12 protein-coding genes and 1 pseudogene are annotated in these 16460 nt (G+C 27.9%); 6 read left to right on the forward strand and 7 right to left on the reverse strand.

Going from position 1 to position 16460, the window contains the following annotated elements; translation table 11 throughout:
- Positions 1–4 precede the first annotated feature (4 nt).
- Positions 5–722, reverse strand: a pseudogene (locus tag ACA135_RS05625) (endonuclease III domain-containing protein).
- 173 nt (positions 723–895) lie between these two features.
- Here ACA135_RS05625 and aroC point away from each other — a divergent pair.
- On the forward strand, positions 896–2029 hold the full coding sequence (gene aroC / locus ACA135_RS05630; RefSeq protein WP_409197787.1) for a chorismate synthase: 1134 nt from the start codon (positions 896–898) through the stop codon (positions 2027–2029).
- A gap of 13 nt (positions 2030–2042) precedes the next feature.
- Here the strand turns inward: aroC and ACA135_RS05635 are convergent, their stop codons facing one another.
- Complete coding sequence (locus ACA135_RS05635) at positions 2043–2927, reverse strand: MBL fold metallo-hydrolase (protein ID WP_409197788.1); 885 nt, start codon at positions 2925–2927, stop codon at positions 2043–2045.
- Between the two features lie 27 nt (positions 2928–2954).
- A complete protein-coding gene (locus ACA135_RS05640) occupies positions 2955–3878 on the reverse strand; it encodes a DUF2121 domain-containing protein (RefSeq protein WP_409197789.1) in 924 nt (307 codons plus the stop codon).
- 247 nt (positions 3879–4125) lie between these two features.
- Between ACA135_RS05640 and ACA135_RS05645 the strand changes: the two genes are divergently transcribed.
- The 4 genes from ACA135_RS05645 to ACA135_RS05660 all read left to right on the forward strand — a co-directional run bounded on the left by ACA135_RS05645 (position 4126) and on the right by ACA135_RS05660 (position 8316).
- Positions 4126–4512, forward strand: coding sequence for a desulfoferrodoxin (locus ACA135_RS05645; RefSeq protein WP_409197790.1), 387 nt, complete (start codon positions 4126–4128; stop codon positions 4510–4512).
- Positions 4513–4850: 338 nt separating this feature from the next.
- Positions 4851–7088 (forward strand): DHH family phosphoesterase, encoded by a 2238-nt coding sequence (locus ACA135_RS05650; RefSeq protein ID WP_409197791.1) that lies wholly within the window; start codon positions 4851–4853, stop codon positions 7086–7088.
- 632 nt (positions 7089–7720) lie between these two features.
- Entirely contained in the window at positions 7721–7996 is a 276-nt protein-coding gene (locus tag ACA135_RS05655) for a hypothetical protein (RefSeq protein ID WP_409197792.1), read from the forward strand.
- A 47-nt stretch (positions 7997–8043) separates the two neighbouring features.
- Positions 8044–8316, forward strand: a complete 273-nt coding sequence (locus ACA135_RS05660) for a hypothetical protein (protein ID WP_409197793.1) — start codon at positions 8044–8046, stop codon at positions 8314–8316.
- 185 nt (positions 8317–8501) lie between these two features.
- Here the strand turns inward: ACA135_RS05660 and nifU are convergent, their stop codons facing one another.
- The 3 genes from nifU to ACA135_RS05675 all read right to left on the reverse strand — a co-directional run bounded on the left by nifU (position 8502) and on the right by ACA135_RS05675 (position 11605).
- Positions 8502–8879, reverse strand: a complete 378-nt coding sequence (gene nifU / locus ACA135_RS05665; protein WP_409197794.1) for a Fe-S cluster assembly scaffold protein NifU — start codon at positions 8877–8879, stop codon at positions 8502–8504.
- A 22-nt stretch (positions 8880–8901) separates the two neighbouring features.
- Positions 8902–10110, reverse strand: a complete 1209-nt coding sequence (gene nifS / locus ACA135_RS05670; RefSeq protein WP_409199094.1) for a cysteine desulfurase NifS — start codon at positions 10108–10110, stop codon at positions 8902–8904.
- A gap of 172 nt (positions 10111–10282) precedes the next feature.
- Positions 10283–11605 carry an O-acetylhomoserine aminocarboxypropyltransferase/cysteine synthase family protein gene (locus ACA135_RS05675; RefSeq protein WP_409197795.1) on the reverse strand — a complete coding sequence of 441 codons (1323 nt, stop codon included), beginning with the start codon at positions 11603–11605 and terminating at the stop codon, positions 10283–10285.
- A 344-nt stretch (positions 11606–11949) separates the two neighbouring features.
- Between ACA135_RS05675 and ACA135_RS05680 the strand changes: the two genes are divergently transcribed.
- The gene (locus ACA135_RS05680; RefSeq protein WP_409197796.1) at positions 11950–13443 is read left to right on the forward strand and encodes a transposase; all 1494 of its coding nucleotides are present in this window, start codon (positions 11950–11952) and stop codon (positions 13441–13443) included.
- A 461-nt stretch (positions 13444–13904) separates the two neighbouring features.
- On the opposite strand, the gene ACA135_RS05685 is transcribed toward ACA135_RS05680, so the two are convergent.
- Positions 13905–16355, reverse strand: a complete 2451-nt coding sequence (locus tag ACA135_RS05685; protein WP_409197797.1) for a hypothetical protein — start codon at positions 16353–16355, stop codon at positions 13905–13907.
- Between the last annotated feature and the right edge of the window lie 105 nt (positions 16356–16460).

A 16460-nucleotide genomic window follows, 5' to 3' on the forward strand; every position in this document is an offset into this window, starting at 1 on the left:
CCCCCTATTTTTTAAATTTTTTTAATAAATTGTCATTTAAACCATATGGTTTTTTATTATAATAATTTTTAGCATGTTCATCAATTAGTGAATGATATTCTTGATAATCATTTACTGAACCTTTAAAATTATTTTGAAAAAATTTTTTAATTTCCATATAATTATCTTTAGGTCCGATTAAACCTAGATTAATGAATATCCTTTTAAGGTATGTGTCTACTATGAATTCTTTCTGTTTGTATGCAAATAGTAGAATAGAATCTGCTGTTTCATTCCCCACTCCCTTAACATTTAATATTTCTTTTCTTGTTGGGATTTGACATTCTAAGTCTTGGTAGAACTCTAAAACATTAATGAGGTAATTATATTTTTGATTGTAATAACCACTAGGTTTTATAGATTCTTTAAAATTTTCTTCATTATTATAAGCATAATTTAAAATTTCAGGTGCTGTGAAATCTATTTTTTGATTTAAGTTTTTTAATGATTTAACAACACTTGACCAGGAAGTATTTTGGGTTAGTACACTTCCTATAATTATTTCAACTTTTTGTGATTCTGTCTTTGGGAAATTATAAAGGCCTGGGATGATAACCTGATATACTACCTGTTTTTGTTGGATTAACCCCATCATAATTTAGAAATGGCCACCAGCCTTGATAATCATATTTTTCAAGTAGTATTGTATAGATTGTATTTAAAATATTTTCATTAGTTTTCATATAAAAATAATCCTAAATTCTTAATTTTTTTTTGATTGTTTTTTAAAAATTAATTATAATTAGTTTATAATATTGTTTAAATAGGACTTAATATAAAATTTATATTAGTTTGTATATTATAATATTAATTTTATTTTATTTATACTAAAAAAAATTATGGAAATGATGTTTATATGGTGAATACTACAGGAAAAATGTTTCAAATAACTACTTTTGGTTCTTCCCATGGTCGAGCATTAGGGGCAGTAATTGATGGTTGTCCAGCTAATTTAGAATTAAGTGAAAAGGATATTCAAATAGAATTGAATAAAAGACGCCCTGGTACTAGTAAATTAACTAGTCAGAGAAATGAGAAAGATCATGTTGAAATTTTATCTGGAATATTTGGGGGACGAACAGATGGAACACCAATTGCATGTATTGTTTTAAATAATAATCAACATTCTAAAGATTATAGTAATCTTAAAAATGTTCCTCGTCCAGGTCATGGTGATTATTGTTGGTATAGTAAATATGGTAACTATGATTATAATGGTGGAGGTCGTGGTAGTGGTAGAACTACTATTGGGCAAGTTATTGGAGGAGCTATAGCTAAGAAATTATTAAAAACTCATGGTATTGAAATCATTTCACATGTTACTCAAATTGGAAATGTAGTGGCTGAAGATATACCTTTAAATGAAATTCCTAAGAAAGTTAAATTAAATCCTGTTCGTTGTGCTGATAATGATGCTGCAAAAAGAATGGAAAGATTGATTTTGGAATGTAAAGATTCTGGAGATAGTGTTGGTGGAATAGTTGAAACTATAGCTACTGGTGTTCCAACTGGATTAGGTGAACCTGTCTATGGAAAATTAGATGGAGATTTAGCTAAAGCTTTAATGGAGATTAATGCTGTTAAAGGTGTTGAAATTGGTGCTGGTTTTGAGGTTGCAAGTAATTTTGGAAGCGAAAATAATGATGAATTTATACTTAACCCTATGATTGAAAAAAAGGATATTAACTTAAAAAGAGATGTTATCACAACTACTAATAATTGTGGAGGTATTCTTGGTGGTATGAGTGATGGTATGCCTATAATTTCACGTATCGCTATTAAACCTACACCTAGCATAAGTAAACTACAAAATACTGTAAATCTTAAAGAAAAAGAGAATAATCCTGTACTTATTGAAGGACGACATGATCCATGTATATGTCCAAGAGTAACTATTGTAAGTGAATCTGCAACAGCAATTGTACTTGCAGATCATATGATAAGAAGTGGATTTATTAATCCATGCAATATTAAGAAAACCAGTTTCTAAAAATAATATTATTTTATTTTAAAATTTTTTTAGGTTTTTTCTCCTCAACATCAGATGGGAAAACCTCATTAAAATTACTATTTTTCATTAAATGATTTTTTAAAGCACTATATTTAGATTTTTCAATATTATTCTCATCAATATCAATTTTTAATCCATCAAAAGCTGCAATAGTTTTCACCCCAGTTTTTCTCATAACTTTTTTTGCCTCATTTACGGGATTACTATTTAACATTTTAAATCCGAAATGTGTCATAATAGCTAATTTAGGTTTAACTTCATTTACAAGGTTTGAAAAATTATTTGTACACATATGTCCTTTAATAGATTTAGTTCCAGGACGTAAAACACTTGCTATAAGTATATCAGCATCTTTATGATATTTATATAATTCAGGGAAATATTTAGTATCTGAAGTATAAGATACAGTAATATTACCTGCTTTCATTTGGAAACCTACACCTGTTGGATCTCCATGAATTGTTTTTGTTCCTTTAATTGTGAAGTCTTTAGTTCTTTTAACTTCTCCAGGTTTTAGTACTATATTTAAAGATTTACTTTTATGATAATCACTTATTGCAGGACCCCATTTTTTATATCCTTCACAAACACTTTGACTACCCATAATCACTCCATAATTTTTAGTCATACCTCGTGTCATTGCTTCGATTAATATTTCAGCATCATTATAATGATCTGTATGAGTATGTGAGACAAAAACTCCATCAATTGTTGTTGGGTTTAATCCAAATTGATATGATCGAACTAGTGCTCCAGGACCAGGGTCAATATAATAATTTTTCCCTGCAAAATCATCAATTCGAAAACCTCCAGTCATTCTTTTTTGACTGATAGTGGCAAATCTACCACCACCAGACCCTAAAAATGTTATTTTCATTAATACATTCCCCATTTATTAATTTTTTTAAAGATTACATAAAATTATATCACATTTTAAACTTGTTTTATTTTGAAGTGTGCGTAAATCTCCATCTGAAATTACTACTTTATCTCCAATTTTCACGTTTTCATTAATATTAAAAAACATTATAACATTTTCTCCAGGCCCGACTAAATGTTTCCAGTTACCGTCAAAAGCTTGAATATTTTTATTTAGTTTAACTTGAACCATATTTCCTTCAATACTTACAATATCCCCTATTTCGCCTTCATTAACAATTTTTCTTGCTAATTCTATGGTTCGTGTTTTTTCCATTAAATCTTCTTTTAATTGATTTCTGAATTTACCTAATAATTTTAAATCTCTTTGTATTACTTCATTTAGGTAAGTTTGTGAATCTTTTGAAGTTAATTTTTTTTGTACTAATATTACATCTGATTCTTGACTTACTGAGGGTGTTTTTTGTGATATTTCTCTTAATACTTTCTTAAATACATCCCCCATATATTTTAAACTATAGGATGGTTTCCAATAAGCTTTTAATAAATTATTTGCTAAATTTTTTGTGATTTTATTACCGAATAAGATTATGCTACTGTTTCCTGATTCTCTAGATGTTACTTTAGATCCTAGAAGTTCTAATATTTGGTATCCATTAGTTGTTCCATAAATTCTTTTTCTTCGGGTTTCATTTGTTCCTTTTGTGATTACTTCACCCATTACAGTTTCTTCTACACTTTTAATTTTAGCTGCATCTTCTGTAATTTTTATAGAAATACCTAATTGTGATGCTCTATTTTTTAATTCTTCATCAGAAGTTAATTCCCCAGTATATAATTCTTCTTCTAATTTTTCTCTTGCAGATGCATCCCCAAAATATGCTATTCTTCTCTTATCACTAGCCATTACACATCCTTTTTTACCTATATAAGCAATTATTAAACTCAATTTTATAACATCCCTAAACTATTTTTTCATACTTATTTTAGAATATAATTATTTTTAGATTTTGTTTATTATATTACTTATATAATTTGTTTTGAAAAATTGAATTGTTCAAAATTTAATAATTAATTAAAATAAAAAATTATTTATTTATGTAGTTACAAACTAAACTGTAACAGTCTAAAAAAAAGTTTATTAAAAATAATTTTTTAATGGACTGAAAAATTTTAAAAATAGGAGATGAATTAATATGGCAGTAAGTGAAGTATTCCAAATTTATAGATGTAATGTATGTGGAAACATTGTTGTTGTAACTGCAGTTGGTGGAGGAGAATTATCCTGCTGTGGCCAAGCAATGGAATTACTTGAACCTAGACAATTAGAAGAAGGTGGAGTAAAACACATCCCTATTATTAAAAAAGAAGGGGATAAAATTGTTGTAGAAGTTGGAGAAGTAACACATCCAATGGAAGATGAACATTATATTGCTTTTGTTGAATTAAAAGTTAATGATAAATCTTACTTTGCAACTTTCAAACCAGGTGATGAACCTAAAGCAGAATTTGATGTATGTGCTGATGTAGCTGACTGTGAAGCAATTGAATATTGTACCGTTCATGGTCTTTGGAATTCATAAAATAATTAAAATATAAATTTTTAATTAATTAAAAAAAATTTTTCAGCTAATTAAAATATAAATTTTCTAAAAAAAATTAGTCCTTTTTATTTTAATTAGCTACTTTAATTATATTCAAATTATTCTATTTTTAAAAAAAATTTTTAAAATTTAAAAAATCACTTTTTTCCATAAATTATAAATCATTAAAAAAATATACTTTAAATTATTATAAGTATTATTTTATTATTAAAAAAATATACTTTAAGTATAAATTATTTTTTAAAACTTATTCTAAAACTGATTTAATATTAAATAAATCATTAAATTTTTTTAATATTTATGAGAGGAAAGAATTTATGAAAAAATCATGCCCTAATTGTAAAGGTAATGGACACATCACAGTAGATACAAAAACCTGTCCTGATTGTGATGGAACTGGATATGCTGATACAATTAATATGAAAAACCATTTTAAAGGTATAAATGAAAAAGCAAAAAAACATTTTGATTTAGAAGCCACCGAAGAAATACCATGTGAACAATGCCATGGTAAAGGAATCATAAACGTTTATGAAGAATGCAAACAATGCCATGGAACTGGAGAAATAAATGTTTGTAAAACCTGTGGAAAAGAAATCGATGATAAGTATGAATATTGTAGGGACTGCCATATGAAAAACAAGGAAGATAAAATGAAAAACGAAAATAAAAAAGAAGAGAAAGGTAAATACAAACAGATTGTTTGGGTACTAGATCAATTATGTGGAATGAGTGATTTAGAATTAGAAAACGTGTATAAAGGAAAAGTAACACGTGTCGAAAAATATGGTGTATTTGTAAGTTTAAATAATCAAGTTTGGGGTTTAATGAGAACAGGAAATCCTAAACAAAAAGTAGGAGACAGTATTTTTGTTCGAATTATACAAATAAAAGAACGTAAACATGAAGTAGATATGGCTCCTGCAAGATTAGATAATTATGAATTAAAAACTCTTAAAAAGGATATTAAACGAACCCAAATAGGAAGTTTAACTGAGGATAACTTAAAAAGTGTAGTGAAATTACAAGCTCAAGTAATTCAAATACAACAAACTAGTGGTCCAACAATATTTACAATTACTGATGAAACTGGAATCACCTGGGCTGCAGCATTTGATGAAGCAGGTGTTAGAGCATACCCTGAAATAGAAATTGAAGATCTTGTAGAAATCATTGGAGAAGTAAACACTCATAGTGGAAAAATACAAATCGAATCCCAATCTATTGAAAAATTAGATCCTAATGATGCTGAAAGTTTAAAAGAATTAATTGATAAAGCATTAGATGAAAGAGCACAACCTGAAGATGTAGACTTTTTAATAGAAAGTCCAACTTTAGATAAGTTAAAACCTAAAATGTATGAAGCTGCAAAAGCTATTCGTCGTGCAATTCTTGATGGAAGAACTATTCTTATTAGACATCATAATGATGCAGATGGAATCTGCTCAGGTGTAGCAATGGAAAAAGCTGTAGTTCCTATTTTAAAAGAAATTAATCCGGATAATGAAGCTGAATATCATTACTTTAAAAGATCCCCTAGTAAAGCACCATTTTATGAATTAGAAGATGTTGTTAAAGATTTGAGTTTTGCACTTGAAGATTTAGATAGACATGGACAAAAATTACCTTTAATTGTTTTATTAGATAATGGTTCTACAGAAGAAGATATTGTAGCATTAATGCAAGCTAAAATTTATGATATTGAAATTGTTGTAATTGATCATCATTTCCCTGGAGAAGTTGTAGATGGTAGAGTTGCAGTTGATGATTATGTTGATACTCATGTAAACCCTTATCTTGTTGGTGGAGATTCCCAAATTACTGCTGGAGCTTTAGCAACTGAAGTAGCCCATATTATTAATCCTGAATGTAAAGATCTTATTAGTCACCTACCAGGTATTGCAGCAGTTGGAGATCATGCTGAGTCTAAGGAAGCTGAAGATTATATTAAACTTGCTGGTGAAAAAGATTATGATAGAGAACAATTAGATAAGGTTGCTGAGTGTATTGATTTTGAATCTTACTTTTTACGTTTCATGAATGGTCGTGGAATTATGGATACTATTCTTGGTGTGGATAATATTGATAAACATGACAAGATGATTAATGCATTATATAAAGAGTATCGTAGACGGGTTGATAATCAATTGAAAGCTGCTATTCCTAATCTTAAGAAGAGTAAATTGGATAATGGTATTTACTTTAATGTTTTAGATGTTGAGAAGTATGCTCATAAGTTTACTTTCCCTGCACCTGGTAAGACTTGTGGTTTTGTTCATGATAGTGTTGTTCAAAGTATTGGTGAGGATAAACCTATTGTTACTTTAGCTTATGGTCCTGATTTTGGTGTTATTAGAGCTACTGATGCTGTTAATGAAATGTTTGGATTTAATTTAAATGATGTTATTCCTAAGATTGCTGTTAAGGTTCCTCAATCTGGTCTTGATGGTGGAGGTCATGAATGTGCTGGTAGTCTTAAGTTTGTTGAAGGTTTAAGTGAAGATGTTTTAAGCACTTTTGCTGATGAAGTTAAGGCTTTAACTAAAAAGGAATAATTTTAATCCTTTTTTTCTATATTTATTTTATATTATATTTGATTCTTTTTTTATTGTTTATCTACTTTTATCTTTAAATCATTGATAAATTCTTCCCATATGGGTAATTTGTTTAAATGTACGATTTTTTCTTGTGTTTTTTCTAGGAATAGATTTCCTTTATCTGTAATTGTGTAAATTTTAATATTTTTATTATTTATAGATAGTGGAATATTTTAAAATTATTATATTCCATTTTATTTAATTATTTTTTGAGCATGAATTTTAAATTAGGATAAGATTATTATATGCTTTAATAATTTTAAATGGTTTAAAAGTAATATATTTTTATTTATCTTAATTGACATTGTAAGTGTAATATTTTATTTTAGATTGATGTATATGTGTTTATTGATTTTTAAATTTTTAATAAAATTTATTAATCCAATTTTTAAAATCTTTAACAAATAAATTTTACGTCAAATTAGGAGTAATTGAAAGATTAAATTAATGCTAAAGCTTTTATTAAGCTTTTATATAATAATTTATTAATATAATCACTTTAAATATTTTAATAATATATGTATTTTAAACATATACCTTTATAATGAATAAATTATAAAGTAAGTATTTACAAATAATTTTTATAGGTGATGAAAACGTTAGAAGAATATTTACCCTTTTTAGGATTGTTAATCTTTGGAAACATAGAAAATTTAATCTTAGCTTCCCAAGGAGTAACAAAAGGAATGAATCCATACAAATTAGGTGGAATCAGTATAATATGTGTAATTATATGGTTACTTATAGGAACTTTAGGAACACAATTAGCAATGGAATACGCGAATGTAATTGAATTCATTGGTGGGCTTGCAATATTCCTTTTAGGTTTACAATCAATGATTGAAGCAGTAAGAGATAAATCCTAAAATTATGAAAAAAATAAAAATTTGTAATAAAGTGAGATGAGAATAAAATGTCTTTTAAAGAATACACTCCGTTTTTAGGATTATTAATTTTTGGTAACATTGAGAACTTAGTTTTAGCTTCACAAGGAGCAGTAGCTGGAGTTAATCCCATTATATTAGGAGGATTAAGTTTACTTATTGTAGTTATATGGTTAGTTGTTGGTACTGTAGGAACTACTGTAGCTATTAAATATGCAAGACATATTGAATTTATTGGTGGGCTTGCAATATTCCTTTTAGGTTTACAATCCATGCTTGAAGCATTTGGAGTTCCAATATAAAAAAATTTATAATAAACTAAAATTAAAAAATACAATCCTTTTTAAATTAAATAAAAAAAAATAATCTTTTAGCGAAAAAAAATTATGAAAAAAAGATTTAAAGAATCAATAGAAAAAAGATTTTTATTGATTTTTTAAATGATTATTCTTAAGAATTTAACTTTTTTTAAATGAAAAAACTTTTTTTATGCATTTGCTTGTTTTTCTTGATAATTTTCTATAGCCTTTGTTAATGCATCTGCAGCTAAGTTTGAACAATGCATTTTAACAGGAGGTAAGCCGTCGAGTTCTTCTGCTACATCGTTTCGACTAATTTTTAGTGCTTCATCTATTGTTTTACCTATTGCCATTTCGGTTATCATGCTACTTGTTGCTATTGCTGCTCCACAACCAAATGTTTTAAATTTAATATCTGTTATTACATTTTCATCATTTACAGTTATGTATATTGTCATTAAATCTCCACATGTTGGATTTCCAACTGTTCCTTCTCCACTTGGGTTTTCAATTACTCCTGTATTTCTAGGGTTTGCAAAATGATCCATTACTTTTTCACTATACATTTTTAATCACATCCAATAAAATTTATTTTGATAATCCGTATTCTTCATCACCCGCAATAGATAAGTCACTTTTTCCGTTTTTACTATTCCATAATGGTGACATGCTTCTTAATGTGTTTACTACATTTATTATATCATTTATTACTTTATCTGCATCTTCTAATGTATTTTCTACACCTAAACTTAATCTTAATGATCCATGTACATTTACTGGTTCTAATCCTAAACTTGTTAATACATAGGATGGTTCTAAGCTTTGTGAAGAACATGCTGAACCTGTTGATGCTTCTATTCCTTTAGCATCTAACATTAAGACTAATGATTCTCCTTCGATTGCTGAGAATCTGAAGTTTACATTGTTTGGTAATCTTTTTTCTGGATCTCCATTTAGGTAGGCTTCGTCTACTTGTGATAGTACTCCTTTTATGATTTTGTTTCGGATTTTAGTTAGTTTTCTTGTGTTTTCCTCTAGGTTGTCATTTGCTATTTGGCATGCTTTTCCAAATCCTGCTATTCCTGGAATGTTTTCTGTTCCTGATCTTTGATTGTTTTCTTGTCCTCCTCCATGGATTAATACTTCAGGTCTTACTCCTTTTTTAATGTATAATGCTCCTATTCCTTTTGGTCCGTAGATTTTGTGTGAGCTGATACTTAGTAAGTCTATATTTGATTTTTTCACATCTAATGGTATTTTCCCTACACTTTGTACTGCATCTACGTGGAATATTATATTGTTTTCTTTTGCTATTTTCCCTATTTCTGTTATTGGTTGGATTGTTCCGATTTCATTGTTTGCGTGCATGATGCTGATGAGTATTGTGTCATCTCGGATAGCTTTTTTTAAGTCTTCAATGTTGATGATTCCATTTTCTTGGATTGGTAGATATGTTATTTCATATCCTAATTTTTCTAACCATTTACAAGTGTTTTTTACTGCGGGGTGTTCTATTACACTTGTTATTATATGTTTTCCTTTGTTTCTTTTTTGGAATGCTATTCCTTTTATTGCCCAGTTGTCGGATTCTGTTCCTCCACTTGTAAATTTTATTTCTTCTGGTTCTGCATTTATTAGGTTTGCTACTCTTTCTCTTGCTAAATTTAGTGCTTTTTTGGATTCTCTTCCGAGACTGTATAAGGTTGATGCATTCCCGAATTCTTCTTTGTAGAATGGTTCCATTTCTTTTAGAACTTCAGGGTTGACTGGAGTTGTTGCTGAGTTGTCCATGTATATCATATTTTTTTCCTCCGTGAGTTTTTTTGTGAAAATAATTTTTTATAACTATTGTTATATAACTATAGTTATAATATTATTTGTTTTAATATATAAAGATTACAGTTAAAAAAAAACTTAAAAAAAATAGATTAAATCTAAAAAAAAAGAATAAAAGAAGTATAAAAAGAATTTATACTTTTACTTTATCTAAAGCTTGATCGATATCAGCTATAATATCTTCTACATCTTCAATTCCAACAGAAACACGAATGAAATCAGGAGTAACTCCGGTTTGTGCTTGTTCTTCTTCACTTAATTGTTGGTGAGTAGTACTTGCTGGGTGAATAACTAAACTTTTTGCATCTCCAATATTTGCTAAATGAGATAATAAATCTACATTATCTATAAATTGTTTTCCAGCTTCTAATCCTCCTTTAATTCCGAAACCTAATATTCCCCCATAATTATCTCCTAAATATTTATGTGCAGTTTCATGAGATGCATGGGATTCAAGTCCTGGATAATTAACCCAACTAACTTTTGGATGATTTTCTAAGTGTTTAGCTACAGCTAAAGCATTTTCTGAATGTTTTTTAACACGTAGTGTTAATGTTTCTAATCCTTGAAGGAATATGAAACTATGTACTGGTGCTAGTGTTGCTCCTAAATCTCTAAGTAATCTTGCTCTTATACGGGTAGTGTATGCAACATTTCCAGATGGAGAATCTTCTCCAAATGAATCAGTAAATATTAATCCGTGGTAAGATGGATCAGGTTCGGAGAGTGTTGGGAAGTTTCCATTTGCCCAATTGAATTCTCCACTATCTACTACATATCCTCCTACTGCAATTCCATGTCCTCCAACAAATTTAGTTGCTGATGCTGCTATTACATCTGCCCCATGTTTTAGTGGTTGGACTAATCCTACAGCTGATGTATTATCCACAATAAGTGGGATATTGTGAGAGTGAGCTATTTTTGCTAATTTTTCAAAATCAGGTACATCAAGTTTAGGGTTTCCAATGGATTCTACATAGATTGCTTTTGTTTTATCAGTTATTGCATTTTCAAATGCATCAATATCTTGTGAAGGTACAAATATTACATTTCTTGCAAGGTCTTTGAAAGTTGTTTCAAATAAAGTGTATGTTCCACCATATAAGTTGTCTGCAGATACGATGTCATCTCCAGGTTGTGTGATGTTTAATAAGGCATAAGATATTGCTGCTAATCCACTTGCTGCTGATATTCCAGATTTTCCCCCTTCTACTGCTGCTATTCTTGCTTCGAATGCATCATTTGTTGGATTGGTTAATCTTGAATATATTTGTCCTGGAATTGTTAATCCAAATCTTCCTGCTGCTTCTTCTGCATCTTTAAATACATAAGATGCTGTTTGATAGATTGGAGTGGCTCGTGCTCCTGTTGCGGGGTCTGGTTGTTCTTGACCTGCATGGACGCTTAATGTTGCTACTCCTAAATCTTTTTTGTTATTTTTGTTATTATTAGTCATTATTTTTACCTCTTTAATTATATCTTTAATATTGTTTGAGGGGCTGTCCCATAATTAATTTTTTCTTTTTTTACTTTTTTGATTTTGTTATTTTTCTTATTTTGTATAAATTTTGATTGATAGAAGTTGTTTTAGTTATTCTATCGTTTAGAAATAGTTAATTATAAATGTGTGGATTGATAAATAGTTTAATAACGACAAAAAACAAAAACCAAATCCACATTACTTTTTTATGTGTTTTGTGGCATTTAAATTTTTTGGTTTTTTTTATACTGTTTTTTTGTGGTTTTTAAAATTTTTTTTTTATACAAAATTGAAAAAAAGTAGGGGTAGGTTTTGATTTTATGGTTTGTTGTAGTTTTAAAGCTGATTTGCAGGCTGATTTTATTTTAAATGTTCCTGGGTATAATTTAAAGGATGAGGGTTTGGTTTTTACTGTTAAATTTATTGTGAGTAAGTTTAAAGAGGATTTTCCTTCTTTTTTTGAAGATTTTAATATGGGTCGTGGTCGTCCTAAAAAGTATTTGCCTGATGAATTATTGGGTTTGTTTGTTTGGGGTGTTTTTAATAATGTTTTAAGTTGTAGGAAATTAGCTGATTGGTTAGATAATAATGATGAGTCTTGTAATTATATTTTAAATAATAAGAAGCCTAGTAAATCAACTATTTCACGTTTTTTTAAATATAATAAGTTTTTGATTGGTGAATTATTTTATTATACTGTGTTTTTGGGTTTAAAACTTAAATTGATTGATAATAATTGTGTTGCGGTTGATGGGACTATTTTAAAGGCAAATGCTAATAATTTTAATTTAATAAAAATTGAGGAAATAAATTTCCTAGAAAAACTGATTAAAAAATATTCAGATAAGAAAAGTAAGAATAGTACATGGTTTAAATTAAGAAAATTCTTTCAAAAAGGTAAATCATGCCTAGATTTAAAACCTTTAGTGGATAGGATAGATGAAAATTTGAATAAGAATGGTTTGAAACTTTTAAAAACTTGTTTAATTAGTAAAAGTAAATTAGACTATGTTAAGGGTTTTCTAATTTTTTTAAAAGAAAATTATGATGGTAAGCATACGATTAGTTTCACGGATCCTGAATCCCGTTGGATGAAAGATAAAGAGGATAAAATGGGATTAAACTATAATTATCAAGTTGCAGTGGATAGTCACAATGGAATGGTGGTTGCTGAGTATTTAACTCAAGCTCCAACTGATCATCATCAGATGCTTAAAATGATGAAAATGGTTGAAGAAAATTTAGGTCAAAGACCAAAATTTTATTTAGCAGATAATGCATATTTAAACAATCAAGCACTAGAACACGCTTTCATTAATGGTTCCATACCATTAATCCCAAATCGAGTGGAAAGCATGAAACATAAAAAAGGAAATAAAATAAAAAGCTATAGTAAAATTAATTTCATTTATAATGAAAAGGAAGACAATTATATTTGTCCACAAAACCAAATACTAAATTATCAGCATAATCGAAAGATTAATAATGTGTTTTATCGTGTTTATTCTACCAGTAGGTGTAAAATTTGTAAATTCCACAATGATTGTACAAAAAGCAGAGTCCGGGAAATAATGGACAGAGAACACCCATTACGGAGTAAATTAAGACAAGATTTCAACTCAGAACTAGGGGAAAACATGTATCAAAAAAGAGCACCCTTAAGTGAAGGATACTTTGGATCTCTTAAAAAAAATTATAAATGCAAAAAAGTAGAACGCAAACACCTTAAAAATGCAAAACACGAATTAACACTTAAAGCAATAGCACACAACATACAAAAAATACATAAAAATTTAAACACAACACTCATTTAAAAAAAACATCACATATAAAATAAATAAAAAAAATAACAAACCTATTTAATCTAATCTACAATTAAATAAATCAACACTTAATAAACAGAAGTTTACTAATTAAAAAAATGGTTAGGTGCTATTTCAAGTGTAAAATTAACATAAATACACCCAAAAACAGCACATCCCCTCAATTTTTTCTAAAAAAAATTTTCACTTATGGGACAGCCCCGTTTGATTATTTTTTTTTAATCATTTACTATTTTATATATTATATTTTTTGAGTTAAATGTTTTATACTTTTAAAAAATATAACAATTGTTAATTATTTTGTTTTAAAAAAAACTTATAAAAATCTAAAAGTTTAATGAAAATATTTAAAAATCAAACAATATATAACAATTGTTATTAATCATATATAAAACTAACCCCTCTCCTTCTAAGAAGATACTCCAAAAAAAATAAAAATAAAAAAAATATTTTTAATTATTTAAACAATTATTAACCCAATTTATAAAGTTAAAAACTGAATTCCCATTTCTTTCAGCAAAAACATGATCTTGATTCCACACATCCTGGAAAATAATGCTTTTAACACCACTACATTGTTTTAAAGCCAAATATAAATTTACATCATCACTTAAAGAAGCAATCACTTGATTAATACCAGAAGATATTCTCCAATATTTAGCAAGCTTTGTATCCTCACTATTTTTATAAAAATCACATAAATAATATAATGGATTATACATATCCACACGAGATTGTACTGAATTATTAAATGAATCTAATACTTTTAAATCTTGTGCATACTCAATTGCATATTTACCCTCATAATCAGGGTAAGTTGAATATTTTAATGAATTATTTATGAGTAAATCTGACATTATCTTATTAAAATGTAGTGAATCAAATCCATAACATCCAAACAAATTATTTACAGGTGAAACACGAGGAAAATTATCGAATACTCCAACCATATTAAGAACAGGTTTACAATGATTTATAAAAGCTTCAATACTTGAAATCTTCACAGTATTAGTCAGACTATTATACATAATCCACTCGTCATTAAAATTTAGGGAATTAATATAATTTTTAGAAGTTTTATAAGGTGTAAATTCAAATTGAGTATCATTCAAATAATTATTAAATGAATCATCTATTACAGATAATAAATAATCATAATATGTACCAGAAGTATAAATCCCATTACTAGATTCATTAAGAGTTAATAAATTTCCATTAGGATCTTTTAATCCTAAACGATTAATGTAAAATGCAAATTCTTTTGCTAAATCTTTAGATAAACTTGAAGTCCAAGAATTATTAGCTCTGACCCCTGTTGTGCAATATTGACCTATATTCCATTCATAAGCTGCATCAAAATAATCCCAACTAGAAATTGGACACCAACACATAGCACCACAAATACTATTTGAAATCTTATCCCCATTCTTATCAACCATACAAGCACCTATTGATTCTAAATATGGGCGATATAATGAACTATCCCCACTAACACCCATTAATGCACTTTGAGCTCCACCACCACTAAATCCAAATGTGAAAATAGATTCAGTATTTCCAGGTAAGCAATCCTTATTAAATTTCAAAAAGGATACAGCAGCTTTCAAATCAGTTACTCCCCAAGGAGCTCCACCAACATAATCACAAGTATTGTCTCCTCCTCGACATCCTGCAAGAACATAAACAAAACCAGAATTAATATAATCAATAATTTCATTACTATTATAATTAGTTACAATTTCTTGTGCAATAAATTCAGGAGTGTGAATAGGCATAACTATAGGTGCTGTTTTAACATTATAGTTATTAATTTCATTTGTAGTATTTAACTTACAAGTATAAGTCCCATGAGAGTTTTTAACACCATTAAAGTATTCACCTGGAACATAAATTGCAAGGGATTCATAATTTTTTGTATCAGGATCTGCACAGTAAGTAAGTCCTAATTGATAATAAATATTATTTATATTATCATAATGCCAATTATCCATATTTAATGACAATTTTTTTGTTAATTCACTTACATTATAAGATACATTATTATTTTTAAGTGGATCATAATTGTAGGTTTTAATAAGAATTGTAGTTGATTGTGAACTACCAATATATTTATTATCATTATTAAAACTTACATTAATACTATAAAGACCTGGAAATAGGTTTATTTGTAAATTAACCCTACCTTTATTATCAGTAGTTTCCCAGTAAACTTTACTTGCACCATCACTTAAACGTGTAAGAGTTAATGATAAATGCCTACCTATAACAGGATTACCATCAGCATCTATAAGAATTGTTTTAAAATCTTCACCTGCACCATAAACTTTAATAAAAGGCTTCACTACCAGTACTGTACTTTTTTGATTTAATGTTGAATTGATTGCAACAATTATATTGTTAAAACAATTACTTGAACTATAATTAAAAGCAAGATTCCCAGTAAAACTTCCAGATACAGTATAAACTCCAGGTGCTAAATTAATCTGTAAACTAGCTATACCATTAGTATCAGTAGTTTCCCAGTAAACTTTACTTGCACCATCACTTAAACGTGTAAGATTTAATGTTAAATGTTGTCCAGCAATATGATTTCCATTATTAGTTGTTAATCTCACAGTATAATTTTCACCAGCACCATAATTAACTGTAATATTACCTCCAGTTAATATGGTATTAGTATTTTGATTCTCAATAGAATTAAAATTAGAATTATTAAGAGTACTTTGCTCTTTACTTAAAATAGGATTTTCACTAGTGTTTAAGTTATTTTCTAAAACTGTAAGATTTGTGGAGTCCGAACTTATATGATTAGTGTTAATATCCATAGCAAAACTTACAGGTAATAAGAATAAAGTCATAAGCATGACTAATAACAAAGACATTAGCAATGCCTTAGTTTTCATTGATTTTCCCCCTTTAACTAAATTTTATTCCCTTTTAAATTAATAAATAAAGAATAAAATCCTTTTATTTACCCTTTTTATAAATAAAAGAAAACTGTAAAAAAA

Source organism: Methanobrevibacter acididurans, assembly GCF_046197875.1.
GTDB classification, from domain to species: domain Archaea; phylum Methanobacteriota; class Methanobacteria; order Methanobacteriales; family Methanobacteriaceae; genus Methanobrevibacter_A; species Methanobrevibacter_A acididurans.

Excerpts from the sequence above, each read along its gene's own strand:
- ACA135_RS05650 (WP_409197791.1), top strand. The coding sequence starts at position 4,851 with ATGAAAAAATCATGCCCTAATTGTAAAGGTAATGGACACATCACAGTA.
- ACA135_RS05680 (WP_409197796.1), top strand. The coding sequence starts at position 11,950 with ATGGTTTGTTGTAGTTTTAAAGCTGATTTGCAGGCTGATTTTATTTTA.
- ACA135_RS05635 (WP_409197788.1), bottom strand. The coding sequence starts at position 2,927 with ATGAAAATAACATTTTTAGGGTCTGGTGGTGGTAGATTTGCCACTATC.
- aroC (WP_409197787.1), top strand. The coding sequence starts at position 896 with ATGGTGAATACTACAGGAAAAATGTTTCAAATAACTACTTTTGGTTCT.
- ACA135_RS05685 (WP_409197797.1), bottom strand. The coding sequence starts at position 16,355 with ATGAAAACTAAGGCATTGCTAATGTCTTTGTTATTAGTCATGCTTATG.
- ACA135_RS05675 (WP_409197795.1), bottom strand. The coding sequence starts at position 11,605 with ATGACTAATAATAACAAAAATAACAAAAAAGATTTAGGAGTAGCAACA.
- nifU (WP_409197794.1), bottom strand. The coding sequence starts at position 8,879 with ATGTATAGTGAAAAAGTAATGGATCATTTTGCAAACCCTAGAAATACA.
- ACA135_RS05660 (WP_409197793.1), top strand. The coding sequence starts at position 8,044 with ATGTCTTTTAAAGAATACACTCCGTTTTTAGGATTATTAATTTTTGGT.
- ACA135_RS05655 (WP_409197792.1), top strand. The coding sequence starts at position 7,721 with ATGAAAACGTTAGAAGAATATTTACCCTTTTTAGGATTGTTAATCTTT.
- ACA135_RS05645 (WP_409197790.1), top strand. The coding sequence starts at position 4,126 with ATGGCAGTAAGTGAAGTATTCCAAATTTATAGATGTAATGTATGTGGA.